We start from the raw sequence: 23,801 nt of genomic DNA, 5'->3' as shown, positions 1-23,801 counted from the left end.
GAAGAGCGGTCCGGGACCGGAGGCGTACGGCGCTCCGGGGACAAGACTCCGGCCGATTGACCCCGTGGGGACGGGGGTGCGGCGGACGGCACGAACGGCCGGGCATCTGGGGAGATGCCCGGCCTTCGCGCGTCCGGGGCCGGCCGCTGGACGCCAGGGTTCCTCCGCGTAGGCCCGGGAGACCGCCGGGTGCCGGGGCCCTGGCGTACGCCCAGGTGGCGCTGCGTACGATCCCTGCGGCGGGGCCGACCGGCGTGCTTCGCACGAACCGGTCCACGCGCCGAGGGGGAACGATGTCCCGCGCCCTGATACGCCGCCTCGCGGCGCTCTCCGGAGCCTCCGGGCCCGGGGAGCCCGTCGTCCTCGCCGACCGGTCCGACGGGACGGTGGTGAGCGGCGGGCGAACCGTCGCCAAGGCGCACGCGCCCGACTGCGACGCCGCCGCGCTCGCCGTCCGGCTGCGCATCGCCGCCCACCCCCGCCTGCACGGCACGCTGCTGCCCCCGCTGCCCGTCACAGGGCCGGACGGCTACCTCGTGCGGTACGACGACGGGCGCCCGCTCACCCGCTGGCCGTACGGCCGGCCGGTCGCGCCGGACGACCCGGACGCCGCGCCCTGGGAGGACGCGGCCCGGCTCCTTGCCCGGCTGCACGCCGTGGACCCGCGCACGCTGCCAGGGCCGGTCCCGCCGATGCGCGGCCCCGCCAAGGCCGCCCGCGCGCTGGCCCGGATGCGGGCCGCGCCCACCACCGCCGTGCCGTCCCTGGCGGCCGCGGTACGCGCCGTCGAGGGCGGCTGGGCCGCGCTGCCGCCCTGGGCGCGCGACGAGGCGCCCGCGCCGGGCCCCGGCCTGCTCTGCCACGGCGACCTGCACCTGGGCCAACTGGTGCGGCACCCCGTGCCGGACGGGCGCTGGCTGCTCATCGACGTCGACGACCTGGGCGTGGGGGAGGCCTGCTGGGATCTCGCCCGGCCCGCCGCCTGGTTCGCGAGCGGCCTGCTCGCCCCCGAGGTGTGGACGCGGTTCCTCGGCGCGTACCGGGCCGCCGGCGGCCGTGCCGTACGCCCCGACGGCGATCCCTGGCCGGAACTGGACGTCCCCGCCCGCGCCCTGACGGTCCAGACCGCCGCCCTGGCCATCGCCAAGGCCGCCCCGGAGGGACGTCCGCTGGACGAGGTGGAGGCCGCGCTCGTCGACTCCTGCGCGCGAATGGACTGGTGACAAGCTGTTACGCACCGGGGCAGTTGAGGCGCGATGCGAGTCGTAGGGTGAACACACCAACGGCGGACGGAGGTTCCGGCGCCGCCGCCGTGCGATCAGTAGGAGTTGAGCCGACATGCAGTGTCCCAAGTGCCATGCGCCGATGCACACGTACAACCGCAACGGGGTCCAGATCGAGCAGTGCGCGGGCTGCCGGGGGATCTTCCTGGACTACGGCGAGCTGGAATCGCTGACCCGACTGGAGTCCCAGTGGACGCAGCAGGCCCCGCCGCCCCCGCCCGCCGCCCCGCAGGCGTACCCGGCCGCGCCGGCCTGGGGCGCCCCGCACCACGGACAGCACGGCCACCACGGCCACCACGGCCACCACGGTCACCGCAGCTTCGGCCGGATGCTCTTCTCCTCCTGAGGAACGCAGAAGGGCCGGAGCGGATGCTCCGGCCCTTCTGCTTGCCGTGTGGACGATACTGGGATTGAACCAGTGACCTCTTCCGTGTCAGGGAAGCGCTCTCCCGCTGAGCTAATCGTCCTCGGGACCACGGTCACTCCGAGGAGCGGACCATGGGCACTGCGTGCGCGATACTGGGATTGAACCAGTGACCTCTTCCGTGTCAGGGAAGCGCTCTCCCGCTGAGCTAATCGCGCGGGGTGATCCGTATTAGATCATGGTCTTCGCGGACCGTGATCCTCGGGGATCGTGGTCCTTGCGGACCAGTGGACGATACTGGGATTGAACCAGTGACCTCTTCCGTGTCAGGGAAGCGCTCTCCCGCTGAGCTAATCGTCCTTGGAGGTGGAGACGGGATTTGAACCCGTGTAGACGGCTTTGCAGGCCGTTGCCTCGCCTCTCGGCCACTCCACCTGGAGTGCAGGGGTCGGGAAGATCCCCCACTCAGAGCGGACAACGAGGCTCGAACTCGCGACCTCAACCTTGGCAAGGTTGCGCTCTACCAACTGAGCTATGTCCGCAGGTGCCTCCCTCAGACTACCGCCTGAGAGCTGCTGTCTTCGGTCGGCTTCCGCTTTTCGCTTCCGCGTCCCGGCGACGTGTTGAACTCTAGCGGATTCCTGGGCCAGTACAAAAACGCGTTTGTGCAGCGTGCTGCGGTGCTCGCTCGGCCGGGGCGGCACCGGGGGCGCCGTCCTAGACTCGACGGCGTGCCCGACCTCCCTCCTCTGGCCCGCTTCGGCGGCCTGATCGCCTCCGACCTGCGCGACGTCACCAGCGACCCCGCCGCTCTGGACTCCACGGGCTGGTGGGCCGTGGTCGCCGACTTCGAGGGCCGCCTCGTGTGCGCGCGCTTCGGCGACGTACGGAAGGACCCCGGCTTCCCGGGCGGCACCACAGGGCACGCGCGCGGCGCGTGGCGCGGGCCCGCGCGCGCGGCATGGACCAGCTCCCTGGACCGCGCCGCCTACACCGCGGGCGTACGCCGGATACGCGAGCACATCGCGGCCGGGGAGGTCTACCAGGCGAACCTCTGCCGCATTCTCTCGGCGCCGCTGCCGGACCCCGAGCGCGCGGACGTGGACGCGCTGACCGCGCTGCTGGCCCGCGGCAACCCCGCGCCGTACGCGGGAACGGTCCGCCTCCCCGCGCACGGCGTCGAGGTCGCCACCGCCTCGCCCGAGCTCTACCTGCGCCGCACCGGCCGCACCGTCGAGTCGGGGCCCATCAAGGGCACCGGCCGCACCGCGGCGGACCTGCTGGAGAAGGATCACGCCGAGAACGTGATGATCGTCGACCTGGTCCGCAACGACATGGGACGGGTCTGCGCCACCGGCTCGGTGACCGTCCCCGCGCTCTGCGCCGTCGAGGCCCATCCCGGCCTGGTCCACCTGGTCTCCACCGTCCGCGGCGAACTGCGCGCCGGCGCCGGCTGGCCCGAGCTGCTGATCGGCACCTTCCCGCCCGGGTCCGTCACCGGCGCGCCCAAGCGCAGCGCCCTGGACATCATCGAGACCCTGGAGACCGCGCCGCGCGGCCCGTATTGCGGCGGCGTCGGCTGGGTCGACGCCGACCGCGGCACCGGCGAGCTGGCCGTCGGCATCCGCACCTTCTGGATCGACCGGCAGGCCGCCGCCGGGCCCGTCCTGCGCTTCGGTACCGGCGCCGGCATCACCTGGGGCTCCGACCCCGACCGCGAATGGGACGAGACCGAACTCAAGGCGGCACGGCTGCTGGCGGTAGCGTCGGAGACGTACGAGACAACTGGAGGAGCGACGCGATGAAGATCTGGCTCGACGGGGAGCTGCGGGATGCCGACAGCGCCCGGGTCTCCGTCTTCGACCACGGACTGACGGTCGGCGACGGGGTCTTCGAGACCCTGAAGGCGGAGCACGGCCGCGCCTTCGCGCTCACCCGGCACCTCCACCGGCTGACCTCGTCGGCGCGGGGCCTCGGCCTGCCCGACCCCGACCTGGACGAAGTACGCCGCGCCTGCGACGCCGTGCTCGCCGCCAACCCCATGCCGCTCGGCCGGCTGCGGATCACCTACACCGGCGGCCACTCGCCGCTCGGCTCCGACCGCGGCGAGGCGGGCCCCACCCTCGTCGTCGCGCTCGGCGAGACCGCCCGCAGGCCCGACACCACGGCGACGGTCACCGTCCCCTGGACCCGCAACGAACGCGGCGCGCTCACCGGCCTGAAGACCACCTCGTACGCCGAGAACGTCGTCGCGCTCGCCCGCGCCCGGCAGCACGGCGCCTCCGAGGCGCTGTTCGCCAACACCGTGGGACAGCTCTGCGAGGGCACCGGCTCGAACGTCTTCGTCGTGCTCGACGGCGAACTGCACACCCCGCCGCTGGAGTCCGGCTGCCTGGCCGGCATCACCCGCGCGCTGACCATCGAATGGACCGGCGCCAAGGAGACCGACCTGCCGCTCGCCGCGCTGGAGCAGGCCGAGGAGATCTTCCTGACCTCCACGCTGCGCGACGTCCAGGCGGTCACCCGCAACGACGCCCGGCAGCTCGGCACCGACCCGGGGCCGGTCACCGCCAAGGCCATGCGGATCTTCGCCGAACGGTCCGCGGCGGACGTCGACCCGCACTGAGGAAGGAGCCGAGGAAGGCCGGCCCGCGCCGCGTAAGGTCACCAAGCGGGGCGCCGAGGGCGGCTGACCAGGCCGATGACTGAGCGGCCGCCCGCGGGATAGAACAACAGCGTGACCACAACGCTGCGCCCCACCGGACCGGAAGAGCGCCAGGAGGGCGGCGTCCGGGCCCGTACGTACGACGTCTGCGTCAACAGCCGCCCCGTGGGGCGGCTCCGGCTCGCCACCGACCCGCGCGCCGCGCTGCCCACCGGCCGCCTCGCCGACCTGTGGATCGACGAGCCCGACCGGCGGCGCGGCCGCGCCACCGTCGCCGCCCTGGCCGCGGAGGAAGTGCTGCGAGGCTGGGGCTGCCGGCGCATCGAGTTCGTCGTGCCCGCCGACGCCACGCCCGCGCTGCGGCTCAGCGCGGCGCTCGGCTACACCGAACGCGCCCGCCGGATGCGCAAGGAGCTCACGACACCGCCCGCACTGCCTCCCGGCAGCGTCGACCGGCCGCTGGACGACGCGGAGTACCCGGCCTGGCTCGCGGCAGCCCAGGACGAGTACGTACAGGCCATGACCCGGCAGGGCGCTTCGGCCGAACGCGCCGCGGAGCTGGCGGACGCCGACCACCGGCTGCTGCTGCCCGACGGCCCGCACACCCCGGGGCAGAGCCTGCGCGTGCTGCGCCATGAGGGCACGGACGTGGGCACGGTCTGGACCGTGCTGCACGCACCGGGGCAGCCGGGCGGTTACGTGTACGACGTGCGGGTCGCGCCCGAGCACCGCGGCCGCGGCCACGGGCGCACCCTGATGGGCATCGCCGAGCGGGAGTGTCTGGCGGCGGGCAGCCGCCACCTCGGCCTCAACGTCTACGCCGACAACCCGACAGCCCGCGGGCTGTACGAGTCCCTCGGGTACCGCGTCATTGACCACCGGCTCTCGAAGCCGCTGCTGTGAGCGGCCGCCGGGCCGCTCGGCCGTGAGCCGCAGCCGAAGTCACTCGGCGGCCAGCAGCCGGTCGGCGATCTCCTCGACGCGGGCGCGCAGCCCCTCCTGGCTCTTGCCGCCGTCCAGCCGCTCGCCGCCGATGACGTACGTCGGCGTGCCCGTGACACCGATCGCCTTGCCCTCGGCCTGGTCCGCGTCGACGATCAGCAGGTGCCGGCCGTCGATCAGCGCGGTGTCCAGCTCCTCGGCGTCCAGGCCCACCTCCCCGGCCACTTTCACCAGCAGCTTCTCGCCCTGCTTCGCCAGCTCCTCGGTGCGCCCGAGGACGGCCTCCACGTACTCCCAGCCGCGGCCCTGCTCGATGGCTTCCTCGGCGGCCTGTGCGGCGGCGTAGGCGTGCTTGTGCTTCTCCAGCGGGAAGTGGCGCAGCCGGATCTCCAGCCGGTCGCCGTAGCGCTCGCGCAGCGCGCGCAGGTCGTCCAGGGCGGCGTGGCAGTCGGGACACTGCAGCTCGCACCAGACCTCCAGGACGGGAGAGGCGGGCGCGGCGGGGGAGGAGGCGTCGTTCATGGGGCCAGTCTTCCAGCCCGCGCGGCCTCCGCCGAACCCGCGCCCGGGCCCCGCCGGACCGGCACCTGAGGAGGATCCGGACCCCGAGATGACCCCGAGGGCGGGCCCGGCCGTGGCCCCTGCGCCGGGCGAGGGGGCAGGATGGAGGGAGAACCGTCCACGGCAGGAGGACCCGATGCTGACCTCGACCGTCTGCGCCGCGCTGTCGGCGGCCGGCCTGGGCATCGCCGCGCTGACCGCCTTCCGCCGGCGCTTCCTCGCCGCGACGCGCATCGCCGCCTTCGCGCTGATCCCGATCGGCCTGGTCATGACCGGTGTCATCGACTGGATCACCGGGCTGGTCCTCAAGCCGACGGTGTGGGCGGGCTTCGGCGTACTGGCGCTCTCGGCCCTGCTGTTCCTGCTGAGCCGCTTCGCCGAGCGCCGCTCCGGCCGGCGCAAGGAGCGCCGCGCGGCAGCCGCGGCACAGCACGGCGGTGCGGTGGCCCCCGGCGCCTCGGCGCCCTCCCTGGGCACCGGCCAGGAGACCGCCCCTCGCCCCGCGGCGAAACCGGCCCGGCAAGGCGGCGGCGCGAACGACGATTTCTCCGATATCGAAGCCATCCTGAAAAAGCACGGGATCTGAGGAACTCCCCCTCCTGCGGGGGAATCTCCCGCGCCTCGCGCCGATCACCTGCGCCATGATCTCCGCGAGATGAACGATGAGAGCCTGTGTCTGAGCCCTGGTCGGATCAGCGCACGTCGTCTGGTGCGTGCGATCGCAAGGCGCCGGAGCGCCCTCGTAGCGGAGCTACTAGGGCGTTTCGGCAACGCCGCGAGCGTGCGTGCCAGACGACGGACGCCCGGCCAGGGCTCAGATACAGGCTCTCAGTACGCCCTGACCCGGGAGAACACTCCCCGGGCCCCTGAAGCCCGCGGCTGTCTCTTCGCGCTGTCCCAGCCGCCCCTGATGCTCTTCCTCACCGTGATCGGCGTCCTGCTCCTGCTGGGCGCCGTGCACGACCTGTTCCTGCTGTGAGCGCCGGTGGCCGCGCCTCCGGCGGGCGGAGTCAGCTCGCGGCCTCGCGGCGGCGCGCCCGGTACGCGGCGACGTGCAGACGGTTGCCGCAGGTCCGGCTGTCGCAGTAACGACGCGAGCGGTTCCGGGAGAGGTCGACGAAGGCGTGCCGGCAGTCCGGTGCCTCGCAGCGCCGCAGCCGCTCCCGCTCCCCGGCGACGACCAGGAACGCCAGCGCCATCCCGCCGTCCGCCGCGAGGTGGTCGGCGACCGAGGCGCCGGGCGCGAAGTAGTGCACGTGCCAGTCGTACCCGTCGTGGTCGGTCAGCCGAGGGGTGGTGCCGGCCGCCGCCACCAGCGAATTCAGCAGCTCGGCCGCGCTGCGGTCGTCGTCCGCCGCGAAGACCTGGGCGAATCTGGACCGTACGGAGCGCACGGAGGCCAGGTCACGTTCGCCGAGCGTGCCCACATCGCTGAAGGCGTTGCGCGCGACGAACTCGTACAGGCCCGGCACGTCGGTGAGGGCGTCCGGGGCCGACGGGGCCCCGCCCTCGGGCGCGGTGTTCAGGAGGTCGACGACTGCCTCCAGCGCGCACCGGGTGTCATGGGTGATCATCACGGGTCGCTCCCAGGCCGGGAGGGGCGGATTCTGCCGCCCCCCGGGATCCATGTGCGGTGGCCGGTGATCTCCAGCGATCGGCCGGCCGCCCCCTTGCCGAATGGTCGCCGACTCTAGCGCCTCCAACAAGGCCCGGCGGCCACCGGTGCCGCAGGTTTCCCCGGCTCCCCGGTGCCCGTCCGGGCCGGTCAGTACGGAAGCGGCGCCGCCGCCGCGGTGGTCTCCGCGGCGACGGCGCCGGTGCTTGCCGTATGAACTTGTCCGTCCTGCGCCGTCTCCCCGAGTCGGACGGCGCGAGTGGTGAGCGGTTGACGCGGTACGCGGCCGCGGGTCTCCTCAGCTCTCCGCGAGGATGTGGGAGAGCTCTGTGTCGAGATCGAAGTGTCGGTGCTCGGTGCCGGGCGGGACCGCGGCATCCGTGCGCTTGAGGAAGGATTCCAGGGCCCGCGCCGGGGCTTCGAGCAGAGCCTCGCCCTCCGGAGAGCTCAGGGCGATGCAGACGACTCCCTGACCGTGGCTCCGGGACGGCCAGACGCGGACGTCGCCGGTGCCGGTGGGCCGGTGCAGGCCCTCGGCGAGGAGATCACGAGCGAAAACCCACTCGACGGTCTCCTCGGCTCCGGTGTGGAAGGTGGCGTGCACGGCATAAGGATCGGCCGTGTCATACCGCAGGCCCGCAGGTACAGGCAGTGAGGACTCGCTCGACACAACGAGGCGCAGGTGCAGCTCGCAGCTGACCGTGGTGTTCATACGCCAGGGCCTTTCGCTCAGTGTGCGCTCGGGGGTTCGCACGTCGGCGAAATCGACATGCCACCTACGGTGGCGTTGTAAACCCCTCTGACTGTTTTGGGTGGCTTCAGGTACCTCTTACGGCGGAGTCCGGGATCCTCCCGAGCGTTCATGCGAGGGTGCGGGACGTCGGGTAGGTTTGCCGGTATGAATGCGGAGAGTGACGAGCGTCAGGGTGCCGTCGGAGGCGCGTCGACACAGGGCGCGACGGCGATCCCGCAGAAGCTGGGGTCCAAGGCGCCGCATTTCGTGAAGCGCTCCCGGCCCCTCCACATGAGCTGGCAGGTCGGCATCTTCATCATCGGCCTCGCGGTGGTCGTCGGCGGCATCATCATGCTGCCGCTGCCGGGCCCCGGCTGGCTGGTGATCTTCGCCGGCATGGCGATCTGGGCGACCGAGTTCGTCTGGGCGCAGCTCGTGCTGCGCTGGACCAAGCGCAAGGTCACCGAGGCCGCCCAGAAGGCCCTGGACCCCAAGGTCCGCCGCCGCAACATCATCCTCACCTCGATCGCCGTGGTGATCGTCGTCGCGGCCCTCGCGGTGTACGTGTGGAAGTTCGGCTTCGAGATGCCCTGGCACATCACCGAGTGACCGCGGCCCGGCCGCACCCTGGTCAGGAGCCCCGCTGACATGCGGTAATGTTGGCGGTGCGCCGGGCCGAGAGGCACGGGCGCCCGGGGCGATTAGCTCAGTGGGAGAGCGCTTCGTTCACACCGAAGAGGTCACTGGTTCGAACCCAGTATCGCCCACCCGGATCGAAGGGCCCGGAGGTCTCGTACCTCCGGGCCCTTCGGCGTATCCGGCCTTCCGGTGCCCCCGGCGCGGCACACTGGATCCATGTCCGCCTGGCCGCTCCGCCCCCACCACTACCGCTTCCGCAGCGTCTGGCTGCTGGACGCGGCGCCCGGCGTCGTCTACGCCGTCCTCGAACGGACCGAGTCCTACCCCCGCTGGTGGCCTCAGGTCGCCGAGGTGCACCGGACCGACGACAGCTCCGGCACCGCCCGCATCCGCTCCGTACTGCCGTACAGCCTGCGCGTCACCGCCCGCGAGAGCCGCCGCGACCCGCGCGCCGGCGTCCTGGAGACGGCGCTGCACGGCGACATCGACGGCTGGGCGCGCTGGACGGTCCGCCCGTACGGCACCGGCACCCGCGCGCTGTACGAGCAGGAGGTCGAGGTCCGCAGGCCCTTCATGCGGCTGCTGGCCTACCCGGGACGCCCGTTCTTCCGCCTCAACCACACGCTGATGATGCGGGCCGGGCGGCGCGGACTGGCCGCCTGGCTGGCCCGCCACCAAGAAATTTGAAGTGAAGCCGCCGCGACCTGTATTGTTCAGGTCGTTCGCGAGGGACACCCTCCCCGAGAACCCCGGGCGATTAGCTCAGTGGGAGAGCGCTTCGTTCACACCGAAGAGGTCACTGGTTCGAACCCAGTATCGCCCACCCGGAGAGAAGGCCGGACCGTCAGCAACGGTCCGGCCTTCTGCGTATGTTCACGTCGCACTTCCTTGTACGGTCACGCCGCGGCAGGCAGGTCCGGGCGGAGCGGCCAGTGCGGGTCCACCGCCTCCTCCGTGCCGTTGCGCGCGAACCACGCCTGCAGGCCCCGCGCTTGGGCCGCGTGCCACACCGCCTGGAGTGCGTGCAGCTCCGCCACGCTCAGCCCTTCGAGCCGCGTCGCGAACGCCTGCCCCAGCGCCCGTACGACCTGCAGTGACGCCGTCGCGTCCGCCGCCGCCTCGTGCGCCCCCGACAGCTCGACGCCGTAGTGCTCGCACAGGTCCGTCAGCGTCCGGCGGCCCTTGCGGTACCGGTCCAGATGCTTGTCCAGCACCCGCGGATCCAGCACGCACAACGACTGCGTACCGAGATACGCCGCCAGCGACGACGCCCGGTGCCGGCGCAACTCGCGGTCCAGCAGCGTCAGATCGAACGGCGCGTTCATCACGACCAGCGGTCGCCCCGCCATCGCCTGCTCCGCCAGGGCCCGCGCTATCTCCTCCATCACCGGCGCCGGCCAGCGGCCGTTCATCGCCAGATGCCCGGCCGTCAGGCCGTGCACCGCCGTCGCCGCCTCCGGGATGTCCACACCCGGATTGACCAGCCAGCGCGTGACCCGCGGAGTCGAGCGCGGCGTCTCCTGGACGACCAGGGCCGCGGAGACGATGCGGTCCCGCTCCACATCGATCCCCGTCGTCTCGGTGTCGAAGGCAGCCAGCGGACCGTCGAACCAGCACGGCATAGTTTCAACTCCTCGTGCTCCTGCGGCGGGTGGCCTGCCCCGGGCCTCCCGAGCTGGTGATACCCGGCCGCCGCGGTTGTCGAACCGCCTTAGTTTGTTGACCACTTGACACGGAGACAACACAGAGGGGACCGCAGCCCCACGCGCGGTCCGCCGGACCGCCGTGCGGCCCGGACCTCCCCACACCCCCACGCACCCGACCGGCACCACCGCAACGCCCGGAAGGCACTGGAGCGATGACGCTCGCGCAGCCCGAACCGGGTGGGTTCCTGCCCGAGCGACCGGTACCGCTGCGCGGCCAGCTCGCCACCACCGCCTCCATGGAGACGCTCCAGGTGGGCTATCTCCACGCCGTGGCCGCGGCCGCCGGCTGCTCGCTCGCGCAGCCCTTCCCGGACAACGGCATCGACTGGCACGTCAGCCACGGCTCGTCCGGCCACACCATCGACGACGAAGTCACCATCAAGGTGCAGCTCAAGTGCACCTATCAGGTACCGCCCCGCCCGCCGGGGCCCAGCTTCGGCTTCACGCTGGACAACGACCACCTCGTGAAGCTCGCCCGTACCCCCGTCGCGGTGCACAAGATCCTGGTCGTGATGCTCGTACCGCGCACGCAGGAGGACTGGCTGCGCGCGAGCCACGACCGGCTCGAACTGCGGCACTGCTGTTACTGGATCAACCTGGCCGGCCAGCAGGCCACCGGCAGGCGCAAGACCACTGTGCGGATACCGACCACGCGGATCTTCGACGACCGTGCGCTCATCGAGATCATGACGCGGGTCGGGGCGGGAGGGAGACCCTGATGTACCGGCCGACCGACGAGCACCCGTTCCCCGTTCCGGACCCCGCCCGGGTCGATCCGGCCGTCCTCATCGCCCTTCTCGGCCGGAACGGCTGGCACCGCCGCGGCGGCATCCAGGGCCGGTACGGCCGCTGGACCCCGCCCGGCGGCACCGCCGGCACCAGCCTCCTCGTACCCGAGTCCGCCCGCTACCCCGACAGCGCCGACCTGCTCGCCGAGGCCCTGACCGCGCTCGCCCGCAGCGCCGCGCCCTCGGCCCGCGAAGTGCTGGTCGGTCTCGCGCTGCCCAGCGACGAGGTGCGCTGGGAGCGCGACATCCCCGACGAGGGCTCCGGCGCGACCCTGTGGACCGCACAGGAACAGCTGCGCGCCGCCGCCCGCTCCCTGCTGGCCGCCGGGGCGCTCGGCACGTACGCGCGGGCCGGCTACCACGGCGCCCGGCACAAGCGGCAGGCCGAGGCGCTCCTGGACCAGGTGCTGGTCGGCCCGGCCCCCGCGGGCCGCAGCCTCACCGCCTACGTGCCGGTCACCGCGGGGCGCGGCACGGTCGCGGGCCTCCAGCGGGCGCTGCACGCCGCCCGCGACGCCACGGACTACCAGCGCGCCACCGGCCGTATGGAGGCGTACCAGGCCGCCGTCGAGCTGGGCGTCTGCCACGAGCTGACCGAGGCGCTGATCTCTCTGGTGCGCGGCGCCGAAGGAGTACGCATCGTGATCCAGTGGTCACCCGCCGAGGGCCCGCCGCCGGGCTGCCCGGCCCGCCCCGAGCCCGTCGAGTTCACCCCCGGCGACCTGCCCGCGCTGCGGCAGGCCGCCCAGCGGTACGTACGGGACGAGCCCTCGCTCGCCGTGCGGGTGACCGGCACGGTCGTACGGATGCGCCGCGAGCGGCCCGACGGCGCCGGCGCGGTACGGCTGCGGGTGCTGGCCGGCGCGGACGTGGCGCAGGTCAGGGTCGCCCTCGGCGAGGAGGACTACCGGATCGCGGGCCACGCCCACCTGCTGGGGCTGCCGGTACGGGTGACCGGGCGGCTGGAGAGCCGCGGCGGCTTCCGCCGGATCACCGGGGCCGCCGGCGTCACACCCGTACAGGTCGACGAGGCGGAGCGGGACCGGCTGCTGAAGTCGCTCCAGGAGAACCTGGACCACTTCGAGGAGGCGTGCGGGGGAGAGTGAGCGCCGCGCCGCCGCCGCGCGTCAACGGTGCGCGTACAGATCACGCAACAGAGCGATCTCCGCGCCGTGGTGGATGACCTCGCGGTTGATGTGCAGCACCAGTGTGGCCATCGGGTACTCGGCGTACGGCCCTTCGGCGGGACCGCACGGCCGCGCCAGGTCCGCCTCGCCGAGCCCCCGCACGCCCGCGTGCCACGCCGCGTACACCTTGTCCAGCTGCTCCAGCGCCTCCCGGGCCGTACCCGCGTACGCGAATTCCTGGTACGTCATCGCCGGCCCGCCGAAGTGGTGGGCGACGCGCATGCCGAGCACGCCTACGATGATGTGGGCCAGCCGCCAGGCGATGGTCGTCACCGGCACGGGCGTCGGCGCGGGGAAGGCGAAGTCGACCGTGAAATCGCCGGAGCCACCGCCGACGGGCGCGCTGCCGGTGCCCCGCCGCCGTACGTTCCAGGCGCCCGGCGCCGGCTCCCAGAAGTACTCCTCGTCGCTCAGCCCGGACAGGCGTTCGCGCAGCTGGTAGCGCCAGTGAAAGTCGAGCTGCTCGGACAGCTGGTCGTTCCAGTCGATGGTCATGACGCGACAGTACGGGCGCGGGGCGCACGGCGCCCGGAAATGCCCAGGACGGGAGCCCGGCAAACAACCGTTTCGCGAGGCGGCCCTGTGGCTCGGTACGATTCGGGGAGCGCAGCGATCGCTGCCGCCCAGCAGACATACGTCAGGAGAGACCGGTGTCAGACGTCCGTGTGACCATCCAACGCGATTCCGAGCGGGAAGAACGCGTGGTGACCACGGGCACTACGGCCGCCGACCTCTTCCAGGGCGAGCGCGCCATCGTCGCCGCGCGGGTGGCCGGAGAGCTCAAGGACCTCGCGTACGAGGTCGCCGACGGCGAGACCGTCGAGCCCGTGGAGATCACCTCCGAGGACGGCCTGAACATCCTGCGGCACTCCACCGCGCACGTGATGGCCCAGGCCGTGCAGGAGCTGTTCCCGGAGGCCAAGCTCGGCATCGGCCCGCCCATCAAGGACGGCTTCTACTACGACTTCGACGTCGAGACCCCGTTCACCCCCGAGGACCTCAAGCGCATCGAGAAGAAGATGCAGGAGATCCAGAAGCGGGGCCAGCGCTTCTCGCGCCGGGTCACCACCGACGAGGACGCCCGCGAGGAGCTGGCCGCCGAGCCGTACAAGCTCGAGCTGATCGGCCTCAAGGGCAATGCCGGCGAGGCCGCCGAGGGCGCGGACGCCGAGGTCGGCGCGGGCGAGCTGACCATCTACGACAACCTCGACGCCAAGACCGGCGACCTGTGCTGGAAGGACCTCTGCCGAGGCCCGCACCTGCCCACCACCCGGAACATCCCGGCGTTCAAGCTGATGCGCTCCGCCGCCGCGTACTGGCGCGGCAGCGAGAAGAACAAGCAGCTCCAGCGCATCTACGGCACCGCCTGGCCGACCAAGGACGAGCTGAAGGCGTATCTGGAGTTCCTGGCCGAGGCCGAGAAGCGCGACCACCGCAAGCTGGGCGCGGAGCTGGACCTCTTCTCCATCCCCGAGGACATCGGCTCGGGCCTGGCGGTCTTCCACCCCAAGGGCGGCATCATCCGCCGGGTCATGGAGGACTACTCGCGGCGGCGCCACGAGGAGTCGGGGTACGAGTTCGTCTACACCCCGCACGCCACCAAGGGGAAGCTGTTCGAGAAGTCGGGCCACCTGGACTGGTACGCCGACGGCATGTACCCGCCCATGCAGCTCGACGAGGGCACGGACTACTACCTCAAGCCCATGAACTGCCCGATGCACAACCTGATCTTCGACGCGCGCGGCCGCTCGTACCGTGAACTGCCGCTGCGCCTCTTCGAGTTCGGGACCGTGTACCGCTACGAGAAGTCGGGTGTGGTGCACGGCCTGACCCGCGCCCGCGGCTTCACCCAGGACGACGCGCACATCTACTGCACCAAGGAGCAGATGGCGGACGAGCTGGACGCCACGCTCACCTTCGTCCTGGACCTGCTGCGCGACTACGGCCTCACCGACTTCTACCTGGAGCTGTCCACCAAGGACCCGGAGAAGTTCGTCGGCTCGGACGAGGTCTGGGAAGAGGCCACCGAGACGCTGCGCAAGGTCGCCGAGAAGCAGGGGCTGCCGCTGGTCCCGGACCCGGGCGGCGCCGCGTTCTACGGCCCGAAGATCTCGGTGCAGACCAAGGACGCGATCGGCCGTACCTGGCAGATGTCGACGGTCCAGCTGGACTTCAACCTGCCGGAGCGGTTCGACCTGGAGTACACCGCGCCGGACGGCTCCAAGCAGCGTCCCGTCATGATCCACCGTGCCCTCTTCGGCTCCATCGAGCGCTTCTTCGCGGTGCTGCTGGAGCACTATGCGGGCGCCTTCCCGGTCTGGCTCGCGCCCGTCCAGGCGACCGGCATCCCGATCGGCGACGCGCACGTGCCGTACCTGGAGGAGTTCGCCGCGGAGGCCAAGAAGCAGGGCCTGCGCATCGAGGTCGACTCGTCCTCGGACCGGATGCAGAAGAAGATCCGCAACGCCCAGAAGGCCAAGACCCCGTACATGATCATCGCGGGTGACGAGGACGTCGAGAAGGGCGCGGTCTCCTTCCGGTACCGCGACGGCTCGCAGGAGAACGGCATCCCGAAGGACGAGGCGATCGCCAAGATCCGCAAGGCGGTCGAGGAGCGCGCCCAGGTCTGACCCGGGCCACGACGCGAGGATTCGGGGGGCGGTCCACCAGGGCCGCCCCTCACCGCGTCCGTACCAGGGAATATGCTGCGTTTCATGACGACTGAGCCGGAGCAGCAGATCGGAGTCGGGACACAGGACGCCTTCCAGCGCCTGTGGACGCCGCACCGGATGGCCTACATCCAGGGTGAGAACAAGCCCACCGGCCCGGGAGCCGACGACGGCTGTCCGTTCTGCACGATCCCGTCGAAGTCCGACGAGGACGGCCTGGTCGTCGCCCGCGGCGAGCACGTGTACGCGGTGCTCAACCTCTACCCGTACAACGGCGGCCACCTGATGGTCGTGCCCTACCGCCACGTCGCCGACTACACCGAGCTGGACGACGCCGAGACGGCGGAGCTGGCGAAGCTCACGAAGCAGGCGATGGCGGCGCTGCGCGCGGCCTCCGGCGCGCACGGCTTCAACATCGGGATGAACCAGGGCGGGGTCGCAGGCGCCGGCATCGCCGCCCACCTGCACCAGCACGTCGTCCCGCGCTGGGGCGGCGACACGAACTTCATGCCGGTGGTCGGCCACACGCGGGTGCTGCCCCAGCTGCTCGCCGACACCCGCGCGATGCTGGCGGACGCCTGGCCGGCGGTGTAACGGCCGGTTCTCGCGCCCGGGGCCCGTACGGAAGCTTCCGTACGGGCCCCGGGCGTACCGCGCGGCGGTCACGCGTCGTAGACGTCGGCCTTCTTCGGAGCGACGTCCTGCACCGCGCCGCTGAGCACCAGCGAGCGGTTGTCGAAGCGCTCGGTGTCCACGCCGTACTCCTTCAGGACGCCCATCGCGGCGGAGTGCACCACGCGCAGTACGGGCGTGGCGGCGCGCAGCGCGTCGTCCGCCATGAAGCGGTGCCGCCAGGGCTTGTCGGCCCAGGCGTGGCGCAGCCCGAAGGGCTCGGGCAGGGTGAGCTTGCCGCCGAGGAAGTCCAGGACCGGCGGGAACCAGGTCAGCGGGGCGCGTGCGGCGAGGCGGACGACCTCGTCGGCGTCGATCAGCGGGAGCTGTCGCTCCTTGGTCTCCCAGAACTTCACGACCTTCGCCTCGGTCACGGTCTTGGCCTTGGGCTTGGTGGTGAACAGGCCGTGGACCGGGCCGAGGGCGTGCCCCGTGACCTCGATGCGCAGCGTCTCGTGCAGCACGGTCACGGTGATCATCAGGGTGAGGACGAGCTGGCCGTCCCAGAGGACGAACTGCACGCCGAGATAGTGGCGGTTGCCGCTGCCGAACTGCTGCTCGTTGCAGATCCGCTCTATCTCGTGCGGGCGGATCTGGAAGGCGTCGGTGTCGGTGCCCTCGGGGCGGGCGACGGCGTCGGCGTTCTCGCCGATGGGGGAGACGATCCAGTGGCGTACGGAGGGCGGCTGGCCGAAGCCGCCGGTGTGCAGCGGGCTGCGCTCCAGGAGCTTGAGCCGGTCGTGGATGGCGCGGATGACGTCCCAGCTGCGGAAGGGGTGGATCTCGCTGTCCGGGTCCGCGGGCCGCAGCTCCTCGGCGAGCTGCCAGCTGCCCCAGCGGGTGCCCATGCCGAGTATGCCCTTGGGGCCTGCGTAGAAGACGACGTTGGCGGCCTGCTCGGCGGTGAGCTTGGCGAGGTTCTGGCGGAGGCGCTCGGCGGCGGTCTGGTTCGGGTCCTGGGGCACGGCCTCGGGGATCTTCGCGCCGACGCCGCCGCCTTCCAGGAGACCCTTCCACGCGTCGCGCAGGTCGGTGGCGGTGCGCTCGCAGATCCGCTTGGCCCACCACCAGCCTATGACCGGGGCGATCAGCATCAGCCGGAGGTAGACCGTCCAGAAGCTGTTGAACGGGAGCTTGATCAGGAAGATCAGGGCGACGCCGCAGAGCGCCACGAGCAGCACCGTGCCCAGCGCGCTCTTGCCCTTGCTCGTGGCCTTGTCCAGGATCCGCTTGAGCTGGAAGCCGCCGAGCCAGAGGAGCACGCCGGGCAGGAAGAGCACCCCGAAGACGGCCATGAGGACCGTCAGTTTGGTGTCCCGCTCCTTGCGGATGCGGTTGGCGGCGAGGCAGTGCTCGACGACGGTCTGCGGCTCGGTGCCGAAGGACTGGATGAGCGGCTTGCGGCCGCCGCCGAGCATCCGGAGCTGTACGGCGCGCGAGAACGCCTCGCCGAGATTGGGCTCGAACAGCGAGAGCTTGGGCTTCTTGATGCCCGACTTGCCGGCCTCGGAGTCGGCGTCGGAGATCGTGGCGAGCTTGCTGTCCCGGTACGCGGCCGAGGCCAGCGCCTGGGTGGCGGCGGTCTGGCCCGCGCCGCCGGAGAGCGGGACCTGCGCTCCCGGGCTGAAATCGAAGCCGTCCATCGTCGTCACCAAGGCCCCCTCGCCGCCGTCTGCCCCTGCCGTTGGGCGTGCCCCGCCGAACGCCTTTAAGCGCCCTTCCCACCGGCCGCCCCCGGCACACCTCTGAGCTGCGCCCTCAGCGTACAGGCGACGTGCAGCCGGCGTACCGCCCAAGGGAGTTGAGTCCCCCTCGTCGGGCGGTACGCCGGTCCTTCCGCGGGTCGCCGGGGGCCGAACTAGCCGCCGTTCTCCGGCTTTTCCCGCTCTTCGCGGATTTTGACGGCGAGTTGCGGCGGCATCGGCTCGTGCCGCGCGTAACTGCGCTGGAAGCGCCCGGTGCCGTGCGAAAGTGACCGGAGATCGACGGCGTAGCGGCCGATTTCGATCTCCGGGACCTCGGCGCGCACCAACGTCCGGCCCGCGCCGGACTGTTCGGTGCCCACGACCCGGCCGCGGCGCCCCGACAGGTCGCTCATCACCGGGCCCACGTAGTCGTCGGGCACCAGGACGGTGACCTCGGCGACCGGCTCCAGCAGGTGGATGCGGGCGTCGGCGGCGGCCTCGCGCAGGGCGAGGGCGCCCGCGGTCTGGAACGCGGCGTCGGAGGAGTCGACGGAGTGCGCCTTGCCGTCCAGCAGCGTCACGCGGATGTCGACGAGCGGGTATCCGGCCGCGACCCCGCGCGCCGCCTGGGCCCGTACGCCCTTCTCCACGGACGGGATGAACTGCCGGGGCACGGCACCGCCGACGACCTTGTCGACGAATTCGATGCCGCTGCCGCCCGGGAGCGGCTCGACCTCGATCTCGCAGATCGCGTACTGTCCGTGCCCGCCCGACTGCTTGACGTGCCGGCCGCGCCCGGTGGCCTGCGCGCCGAACGTCTCGCGCAGCGAGACCTTGTGCGGTACGGCGTCGACCTGTACTCCGTACCGGGCGCGCAGCCGTTCCAGTGCCACGTCCACGTGCGCCTCGCCCAGGCACCACAGGACGACCTGGTGGGTGTGGGGGTTCTGCTCCAGGCGCATGGTGGGGTCCTCGGCGACGAGCCGCGCGAGGCCCTGGGAGAGCTTGTCCTCGTCGGGCTTGCTGTGTGCCTGGATGGCGACCGGCAGCAGCGGGTCGGGCATGTCCCAGGGCGCCATCAGCAGCGGCGCGTCCTTGGCGGAGAGGGTGTCGCCGGTCTCGGCGCGGGAGAGCTTCGCGACGCAGGCCAGGTCGCCGGCGACGACCTTGGTGACCTGGCGCTGCTGCTTGCCGAAGGGGGCCGACAGGGCGCCGATGCGCTCGTCGACGTCGTGGTCCTCGTGGCCGCGGTCGGCCAGCCCGTGCCCGGAGACGTGCACCGTCTCGTCGGGGCGCAGGGTGCCGGAGAAGACCCGTACGAGGGACAGCCGGCCGACGTAGGGGTCGGAGGAGGTCTTGACGACCTCGGCGGCCAGGGGCCCCGCGGGGTCGCAAGTGAGGGCGGGGCGTGGCTTGCCGTCGGGTGTGGTGACGGCGGGGGTGTCCCGCTCGGCGGGAGTGGGGAAGCCGCCGGTGATCAGCTCCAGCAGTTCGATGGTGCCCAGGCCCTCCTTGCTGCCGTCGGCGGCGGGCGCCGCGGCCAGTACGGGGTGGAAGGTGCCGCGCGCGACGGCGGTCTCCAGGTCGCCGATGAGGGTCTTGATGTCGATGTCCTCGCCGCCGAGATAGCGGTCCATGAGGGACTCGTCCTCGCTCTCGGCGATGATCCCCTCGATGAGGCGGTTGCGGGCCTCCTCGATGAGGGGCAGCTCGCCGGACTCCGGATCGCGCTCCTTCCTGCCGCCGCCGGAGTAGTCGTACACCCGCTGGGAGAGCAGCCCGATCAGGCCGTGCACGGGGCGGTGGCCGTCGGCGCCGGCCTCGCCGTACAGCGGGAGGTACAGCGGCAGCACGGCGTCGGGGTCCTCGCCCCCGAAGGCCGTGCGGCAGGTCTCGGTCATGCTGTCGAAGTCGGCGCGGGCCGCTTCGAGGTGGGTGATCACTATGGCGCGGGGCATTCCCACGGCCGCGCACTCGTCCCAGACCATTCGGGTGGCGCCGTCCACGCCGTCCGCCGCCGAGACGACGAAAAGGGCCGCGTCCGCTGCCCGCAGACCGGCCCTCAGCTCCCCGACGAAATCGGCGTATCCGGGGGTGTCCAAGAGATTGATTTTGATCCCGTCCCATTCGACCGGGACCAGGGAGAGCTGTACGGAGCGTTGCTGCCGGTGCTCGATCTCGTCGTAGTCGGAGAGGCAGCCGCCGTCCTCCACCCGGCCCGCCCTGTTGACCGCGCCCGACGCCAGCGCGAGGGCTTCGACCAGGGTGGTCTTCCCCGATCCGCTGTGGCCGACCAGCACCACATTCCGTACGGAGGAGGGGTGGTCGACCGCCGCTGCCCTGCCGGCGGCTCCTGGATGTGTGCTCGTCTTGTCGCCCATGTGTCTCGCCTCCAGGTCGACACTCTGCGGTGTTCCGAGCTTTCCACCGAGGTCATGGTGCGTCCATACATCGCACAAGGGACGATAGGGGATCTTGGGGGTGGCCGGGGATCATGCGGGACAAGCCCGAACGGGTGCACAGGGCACCCGTGTACGGCCGCCAACTGCCCCCTTCCGCCGTGGTCATGGCCTTCTGCGCGATCCGAGCCGGGTGCGCCGGGCGGGTGGCGGGGGAGGCTCCGGCGCGCCCCGGGGGCGGCCGTGAGCCGTGGTGCGTTCGCAAAGCGCCGAGGACGCCTGGCTACGATGGGCCAGCCGGTGGCCCCACTGACCGCGCGGCCCGCACACAACCTCCGGGAAGGCCATGCTGAACAAGTACGCGCGTGCGTTCTTCACGCGTGTTCTCACGCCGTTCGCCGCCCTGCTCATCCGCCTCGGCATCAGCCCCGACGTGGTCACCGTCCTCGGTACCGCCGGGGTGGTCGCCGGCGCGCTGGTCTTCTACCCGCTGGGCGAGTTCTTCTGGGGCACCGTCGTCATCACCCTGTTCGTCTTCTCGGACCTGGTCGACGGCAACATGGCGCGGCAGCTGGGCCGCTCCAGCCGCTGGGGCGCCTTCCTGGACTCCACCCTCGACCGCGTCGCCGACGCCGCGATCTTCGGCGGCCTCGCCCTCTGGTACGCGGGCCGCGGCGACGACCTGCTGCTCTGCGCGGTGACGATCTTCTGCCTCGCCTCAGGCCAGGTCGTGTCGTACACCAAGGCCCGCGGCGAGAGCATCGGCCTGCCGGTCGACGTCAACGGCCTGATCGAGCGCGCCGAGCGCCTGGTGATCTCGCTGGTGGCCTGCGGTTTCTCCGGCCTGCACAAGTTCGGCGTGCCCTGGATCCAGAATCTGCTGCCGATCGCCCTGTGGATCGTGGCCGTCGGCAGCGCGGTCACCCTGGGCCAGCGGGTGGTCACCGTACGCCGGGAGTCCGCCGAGGCGGACGCCGTGGGGGGAGAGGGCGCGTGAAGCTCGACATCGGAAAGCTGCTGGACACGGGGAAACTGACCGACGCGCTGTACGGCCTGGGCTGGGCCACGGTCAAGAAGCTGCCCGAGCCGGTCGCCGTACGGCTCGGCGAGCGCCTCGCCGACACCGTCTGGAAGCGGCGCGGCAAGGGCGTACAGCGCCTGGAGGCCAACCTCGCCCGCGTCGTCCCCGACGCCTCCCCGCAGGCCCTCTCCCGGCTCTCCCGGGCCGGCATGCGCTCGTACATGCGGTACTGGATGGAATCCTTCCGCCTCCCGGCCTGGAGCCGCGAGCGGGTGGCGAAGGGCGTGGACGTCACCGACGTGCACCACCTCACCGACGCGCTGGCCGGCGACCGCGGCGTCATCCTGGCCCTGCCCCACATGGGCAACTACGACCTCGCCGGCGTCTGGGTCACCCGCACCCTCGGCGTGCCCTTCACCACCGTCGCCGAGCGCCTGAAGCCCGAATCCCTCTACGACCGGTTCGTCGCCTACCGCGAGAGCCTGGGCATGGAGGTGCTGCCGCACAACGGCGGCGCGGCCTTCGGCATACTCGCCCGGCGGCTGCGCGCCGGCGGCCTGATCTGCCTGGTCGCCGACCGCGACCTGTCCAGCTCCGGCATGGAGGTGAAGTTCTTCGGCGAGGCCGCCAAGATGCCCGCCGGACCCGCGATGCTCGCGCTCCAGACCGGCGCACTGCTGCTGCCGGTCACCTTGTGGTACGACGGTACGCCCGTCATGCGGGGCCGTGTGCACCCCGGCATCGAGGTACCCGAGACCGGAACGCGCACCGACAAGGCCGCCGCGATGACCCAGGCCCTGGCCGACGCCTTCGCCTCGGGCATCGCCGAGCACCCGGAGGACTGGCACATGCTGCAGCGACTGTGGCTCGCCGACCTGGAGCCGCGCGGTGCGGGCGCCCGAGAGACGGAGACGTCTTGAGGATCGGGATCGTCTGCCCCTACTCGTGGGACGTCCCGGGCGGCGTCCAGTTCCACATCCGCGACCTCGCCGAGCATCTGATCCGGCTCGGCCACGAGGTCTCCGTACTCGCCCCCGCGGACGACGAGACACCGCTCCCGCCGTACGTCGTCTCCGCCGGACGTGCCGTACCCGTCCCGTACAACGGTTCGGTCGCCCGGCTCAACTTCGGCTTCCTCTCCGCCGCCCGGGTACGCCGCTGGCTGCACGACGGCGCGTTCGAGGTCATCCACATCCACGAGCCGGCCTCCCCGTCCCTCGGCCTGCTGGCCTGCTGGGCGGCCCAGGGCCCCATCGTGGCGACCTTCCACACCTCCAACCCGCGCTCCCGCGCCATGATCGCCGCGTACCCGATCCTGCAGCCGGCGCTGGAGAAGATCAGCGCGCGGATCGCGGTGAGCGAGTACGCCCGCCGGACGCTGGTGGAGCACCTGGGCGGGGATGCCGTGGTGATCCCCAACGGCGTCGACGTGGACTTCTTCGCCCGCGCCGAGCCCAAGAAGGAGTGGCAGGGCCGCACGATCGGCTTCATAGGCCGCATCGACGAGCCCCGCAAGGGCCTGCCCGTCCTGATGAAGGCCCTGCCCGCGATCCTCGCCGAGGTCCCCGACGCGCGCCTCCTCGTCGCCGGCCGCGGCGACGAGAAGGAAGCCGTCGCCGGTCTTCCCGCGGAGCTCCGCTCCCGCGTCGAATTCCTCGGCATGGTCACCGACGAGGACAAGGCGCGCCTGCTGCGCAGCGTCGACCTCTACGTCGCCCCCAACACGGGCGGCGAGTCCTTCGGCATCATCCTGGTCGAGGCGATGTCCGCTGCGGCGCCCGTCCTCGCCAGCGACCTCGACGCCTTCGCCCAGGTCCTGGACCAGGGCGAGGCGGGCGAACTTTTCACCAACGAGAACGCGCCCGCGCTCGCCGCGGCTGCCATTCGGCTTCTCCGCGACCCCGCCCGCCTCGCCGAACTACGCGAACGCGGCAGCCGCCATGTACGCCGGTTCGACTGGTCGACGGTGGGGGCGGACATCCTCGCCGTGTACGAGACGGTCGCCGACGGGGCGGCGTCGGTGGATACGGATGAACGGGTGGGACTACGGGCGCGGTGGGGCCTGGCCCGCGATTAGCGGGTCCAGGGGCGCGGGGAACTGCGCGACCGGCCACGACGGCGCGGCAGTCGGCCACGGCGCCCCGCGGCCACGGCGCGTGCCGGCTCGGAAAGCACCCCTGTGAGGCCACGGTAACGTGACGCCCCGTGACCTCTCTCATCTGGATCCTCGTGGCGGTCGTCGTCATCGGTGTGTACCTCAGCTGGACGGCGGGGCGGCTGGACCGGCTGCACGCGCGCATCGACGCGGCCCGCGCCGCGCTCGACGCGCAGCTCCTGCGCCGCGCCTCCGTGGCGCAGGAGCTCGGCACGTCCGGCGTCCTCGACCCCGCCGCCTCGATCGTCCTGTACGAGGCGGCCCACGAGGCACGGCAGGCCGAGGAGGACCAGCGGGAGGTCGCCGAGAGCGCGCTCAGCCAGGCGCTGCGCGCGGTCTTCGGCGAGGCGGAGCAGGTCGACGCCGTACGCGCGGCCCCCGGCGGCGAGCAGACGCTCGCGGAGCTGAACGCGGCCGTGCGGCGCGTCCCCATGGCCCGCCGCTTCCACAACGACGCCGTACGCGCGGCCCGCGCGGTCCGCAGGCACCGCGTCGTACGCTGGTTCCGGCTCGCGGGCCACGCCCCGTTCCCGCTGGCCTTCGAGATGGACGACGAGGCCCCGGCGGCGCTCGGGGAGCGCACGGCGGCCTGAGCTTCGTACCAGTACGGCGGCCTGAGCCCCGTACCAGTACGGCGGCCAAGGGGCGGCCCACCGGGTCGGGAGGGCCGCCGGGGCCGCTCCAAGAGCCACCGCCCTGCAATTGGCCCTTTCATCT

At 72.0% G+C, this 23,801-nt stretch carries 24 protein-coding genes and 7 tRNA genes; 19 read left to right on the top strand and 12 right to left on the bottom strand.

Annotation, left to right across the window (positions count from 1 at the left end; all coding sequences use genetic code 11):
- The first annotated feature begins 293 nt into the window (after nt 1–293).
- On the top strand, nt 294–1,223 hold the full coding sequence (locus tag ACZ4MH_RS12210; RefSeq protein ID WP_351600345.1) for a phosphotransferase family protein: 930 nt from the start codon (nt 294–296) through the stop codon (nt 1,221–1,223).
- Between the two features lie 115 nt (nt 1,224–1,338).
- Nucleotides 1,339–1,629 (top strand): TFIIB-type zinc ribbon-containing protein, encoded by a 291-nt coding sequence (locus tag ACZ4MH_RS12205; RefSeq protein WP_351600347.1) that lies wholly within the window; start codon nt 1,339–1,341, stop codon nt 1,627–1,629.
- Between the two features lie 49 nt (nt 1,630–1,678).
- On the opposite strand, the gene ACZ4MH_RS12200 is transcribed toward ACZ4MH_RS12205, so the two are convergent.
- The 5 genes from ACZ4MH_RS12200 to ACZ4MH_RS12180 all read right to left on the bottom strand — a co-directional run bounded on the left by ACZ4MH_RS12200 (nt 1,679) and on the right by ACZ4MH_RS12180 (nt 2,189).
- Nucleotides 1,679–1,750, bottom strand: a tRNA-Val gene (locus ACZ4MH_RS12200).
- Nucleotides 1,751–1,793: 43 nt separating this feature from the next.
- Nucleotides 1,794–1,865, bottom strand: a tRNA-Val gene (locus ACZ4MH_RS12195).
- A 70-nt stretch (nt 1,866–1,935) separates the two neighbouring features.
- Nucleotides 1,936–2,007, bottom strand: a tRNA-Val gene (locus ACZ4MH_RS12190).
- Nucleotide 2,008: 1 nt separating this feature from the next.
- Nucleotides 2,009–2,082: transfer RNA gene (locus ACZ4MH_RS12185), tRNA-Cys, on the bottom strand.
- A 34-nt stretch (nt 2,083–2,116) separates the two neighbouring features.
- Nucleotides 2,117–2,189 (bottom strand) — tRNA-Gly (locus ACZ4MH_RS12180).
- 189 nt (nt 2,190–2,378) lie between these two features.
- Between ACZ4MH_RS12180 and ACZ4MH_RS12175 the strand changes: the two genes are divergently transcribed.
- The 3 genes from ACZ4MH_RS12175 (at nt 2,379) to ACZ4MH_RS12165 (ending at nt 5,215) form a co-directional block, all read left to right on the top strand.
- Nucleotides 2,379–3,452 carry a chorismate-binding protein gene (locus tag ACZ4MH_RS12175; protein WP_351600349.1) on the top strand — a complete coding sequence of 358 codons (1,074 nt, stop codon included), beginning with the start codon at nt 2,379–2,381 and terminating at the stop codon, nt 3,450–3,452.
- Nucleotides 3,449–4,273, top strand: a complete 825-nt coding sequence (locus ACZ4MH_RS12170; RefSeq protein WP_351600351.1) for an aminotransferase class IV — start codon at nt 3,449–3,451, stop codon at nt 4,271–4,273. The genes ACZ4MH_RS12175 and ACZ4MH_RS12170 overlap by 4 nt, the downstream gene beginning before the upstream one ends.
- A gap of 111 nt (nt 4,274–4,384) precedes the next feature.
- Nucleotides 4,385–5,215, top strand: coding sequence for a GNAT family N-acetyltransferase (locus tag ACZ4MH_RS12165; protein ID WP_467754483.1), 831 nt, complete (start codon nt 4,385–4,387; stop codon nt 5,213–5,215).
- 39 nt (nt 5,216–5,254) lie between these two features.
- Here ACZ4MH_RS12165 and ACZ4MH_RS12160 read toward each other — a convergent pair whose 3' ends face one another.
- On the bottom strand, nt 5,255–5,776 hold the full coding sequence (locus tag ACZ4MH_RS12160; protein ID WP_351592764.1) for a DsbA family protein: 522 nt from the start codon (nt 5,774–5,776) through the stop codon (nt 5,255–5,257).
- Nucleotides 5,777–5,951: 175 nt separating this feature from the next.
- Between ACZ4MH_RS12160 and ACZ4MH_RS12155 the strand changes: the two genes are divergently transcribed.
- Both ACZ4MH_RS12155 and ACZ4MH_RS12150 read left to right on the top strand, forming a co-directional pair.
- Nucleotides 5,952–6,401, top strand: coding sequence for a hypothetical protein (locus ACZ4MH_RS12155; RefSeq protein WP_351592767.1), 450 nt, complete (start codon nt 5,952–5,954; stop codon nt 6,399–6,401).
- 195 nt (nt 6,402–6,596) lie between these two features.
- Nucleotides 6,597–6,794, top strand: coding sequence for a hypothetical protein (locus ACZ4MH_RS12150; protein ID WP_351592886.1), 198 nt, complete (start codon nt 6,597–6,599; stop codon nt 6,792–6,794).
- A gap of 31 nt (nt 6,795–6,825) precedes the next feature.
- On the opposite strand, the gene ACZ4MH_RS12145 is transcribed toward ACZ4MH_RS12150, so the two are convergent.
- Complete coding sequence (locus tag ACZ4MH_RS12145; RefSeq protein ID WP_351592770.1) at nt 6,826–7,392, bottom strand: CGNR zinc finger domain-containing protein; 567 nt, start codon at nt 7,390–7,392, stop codon at nt 6,826–6,828.
- A gap of 336 nt (nt 7,393–7,728) precedes the next feature.
- Nucleotides 7,729–8,142, bottom strand: coding sequence for an SsgA family sporulation/cell division regulator (locus ACZ4MH_RS12140; protein WP_003959770.1), 414 nt, complete (start codon nt 8,140–8,142; stop codon nt 7,729–7,731).
- Between the two features lie 186 nt (nt 8,143–8,328).
- Here ACZ4MH_RS12140 and ACZ4MH_RS12135 point away from each other — a divergent pair, with 186 nt between their 5' ends.
- The 4 genes from ACZ4MH_RS12135 to ACZ4MH_RS12120 all read left to right on the top strand — a co-directional run bounded on the left by ACZ4MH_RS12135 (nt 8,329) and on the right by ACZ4MH_RS12120 (nt 9,625).
- Nucleotides 8,329–8,772, top strand: a complete 444-nt coding sequence (locus ACZ4MH_RS12135; RefSeq protein ID WP_351592773.1) for a TIGR02611 family protein — start codon at nt 8,329–8,331, stop codon at nt 8,770–8,772.
- 86 nt (nt 8,773–8,858) lie between these two features.
- Nucleotides 8,859–8,930, top strand: a tRNA-Val gene (locus ACZ4MH_RS12130).
- A gap of 88 nt (nt 8,931–9,018) precedes the next feature.
- Nucleotides 9,019–9,489, top strand: a complete 471-nt coding sequence (locus tag ACZ4MH_RS12125; protein ID WP_351592776.1) for an SRPBCC family protein — start codon at nt 9,019–9,021, stop codon at nt 9,487–9,489.
- A 64-nt stretch (nt 9,490–9,553) separates the two neighbouring features.
- Nucleotides 9,554–9,625: transfer RNA gene (locus ACZ4MH_RS12120), tRNA-Val, on the top strand.
- Nucleotides 9,626–9,698: 73 nt separating this feature from the next.
- Here ACZ4MH_RS12120 and ACZ4MH_RS12115 read toward each other — a convergent pair.
- Nucleotides 9,699–10,424 carry a 3'-5' exonuclease gene (locus tag ACZ4MH_RS12115; RefSeq protein ID WP_351592779.1) on the bottom strand — a complete coding sequence of 242 codons (726 nt, stop codon included), beginning with the start codon at nt 10,422–10,424 and terminating at the stop codon, nt 9,699–9,701.
- Between the two features lie 236 nt (nt 10,425–10,660).
- Here ACZ4MH_RS12115 and ACZ4MH_RS12110 point away from each other — a divergent pair, with 236 nt between their 5' ends.
- Complete coding sequence (locus ACZ4MH_RS12110) at nt 10,661–11,227, top strand: DUF4365 domain-containing protein (RefSeq protein ID WP_351592782.1); 567 nt, start codon at nt 10,661–10,663, stop codon at nt 11,225–11,227.
- Entirely contained in the window at nt 11,227–12,402 is a 1,176-nt protein-coding gene (locus tag ACZ4MH_RS12105) for a hypothetical protein (RefSeq protein WP_351592785.1), read from the top strand. Before ACZ4MH_RS12110 ends, ACZ4MH_RS12105 begins: the two co-directional genes overlap by 1 nt.
- 21 nt (nt 12,403–12,423) lie before the next feature.
- On the opposite strand, the gene ACZ4MH_RS12100 is transcribed toward ACZ4MH_RS12105, so the two are convergent.
- The gene (locus ACZ4MH_RS12100) at nt 12,424–12,978 is read right to left on the bottom strand and encodes a DinB family protein (RefSeq protein ID WP_351592788.1); all 555 of its coding nucleotides are present in this window, start codon (nt 12,976–12,978) and stop codon (nt 12,424–12,426) included.
- 155 nt (nt 12,979–13,133) lie between these two features.
- On the opposite strand from ACZ4MH_RS12100, the gene thrS reads away from it, so the two are divergent.
- Together thrS and ACZ4MH_RS12090 are read left to right on the top strand one after the other, a co-directional pair.
- Complete coding sequence (thrS, locus tag ACZ4MH_RS12095; RefSeq protein WP_351592791.1) at nt 13,134–15,113, top strand: threonine--tRNA ligase; 1,980 nt, start codon at nt 13,134–13,136, stop codon at nt 15,111–15,113.
- 72 nt (nt 15,114–15,185) lie between these two features.
- Nucleotides 15,186–15,746, top strand: a complete 561-nt coding sequence (locus ACZ4MH_RS12090) for an HIT family protein (protein WP_351592794.1) — start codon at nt 15,186–15,188, stop codon at nt 15,744–15,746.
- Nucleotides 15,747–15,814: 68 nt separating this feature from the next.
- Here ACZ4MH_RS12090 and ACZ4MH_RS12085 read toward each other — a convergent pair whose 3' ends face one another.
- Together ACZ4MH_RS12085 and ACZ4MH_RS12080 are read right to left on the bottom strand one after the other, a co-directional pair.
- Nucleotides 15,815–17,467, bottom strand: a complete 1,653-nt coding sequence (locus tag ACZ4MH_RS12085) for a hypothetical protein (RefSeq protein ID WP_351592877.1) — start codon at nt 17,465–17,467, stop codon at nt 15,815–15,817.
- A 215-nt stretch (nt 17,468–17,682) separates the two neighbouring features.
- Nucleotides 17,683–19,890 carry an elongation factor G-like protein EF-G2 gene (locus ACZ4MH_RS12080; RefSeq protein ID WP_351592797.1) on the bottom strand — a complete coding sequence of 736 codons (2,208 nt, stop codon included), beginning with the start codon at nt 19,888–19,890 and terminating at the stop codon, nt 17,683–17,685.
- A 364-nt stretch (nt 19,891–20,254) separates the two neighbouring features.
- On the opposite strand from ACZ4MH_RS12080, the gene pgsA reads away from it, so the two are divergent.
- From pgsA to ACZ4MH_RS12060, 4 genes are all read left to right on the top strand, one after another.
- Complete coding sequence (gene pgsA, locus ACZ4MH_RS12075; RefSeq protein ID WP_351592800.1) at nt 20,255–20,905, top strand: phosphatidylinositol phosphate synthase; 651 nt, start codon at nt 20,255–20,257, stop codon at nt 20,903–20,905.
- Nucleotides 20,902–21,849 (top strand): phosphatidylinositol mannoside acyltransferase, encoded by a 948-nt coding sequence (locus tag ACZ4MH_RS12070; RefSeq protein WP_351592803.1) that lies wholly within the window; start codon nt 20,902–20,904, stop codon nt 21,847–21,849. Before pgsA ends, ACZ4MH_RS12070 begins: the two co-directional genes overlap by 4 nt.
- Complete coding sequence (locus ACZ4MH_RS12065; protein ID WP_351592806.1) at nt 21,846–23,006, top strand: glycosyltransferase family 4 protein; 1,161 nt, start codon at nt 21,846–21,848, stop codon at nt 23,004–23,006. Before ACZ4MH_RS12070 ends, ACZ4MH_RS12065 begins: the two co-directional genes overlap by 4 nt.
- A gap of 128 nt (nt 23,007–23,134) precedes the next feature.
- The gene (locus ACZ4MH_RS12060; RefSeq protein ID WP_351592809.1) at nt 23,135–23,677 is read left to right on the top strand and encodes a LemA family protein; all 543 of its coding nucleotides are present in this window, start codon (nt 23,135–23,137) and stop codon (nt 23,675–23,677) included.
- Nucleotides 23,678–23,801 lie beyond the last annotated feature (124 nt).

Source organism: Streptomyces sp. NPDC026301 (assembly GCF_055567935.1).
This window is presented reverse-complemented; position numbering and strand designations above follow the sequence as displayed.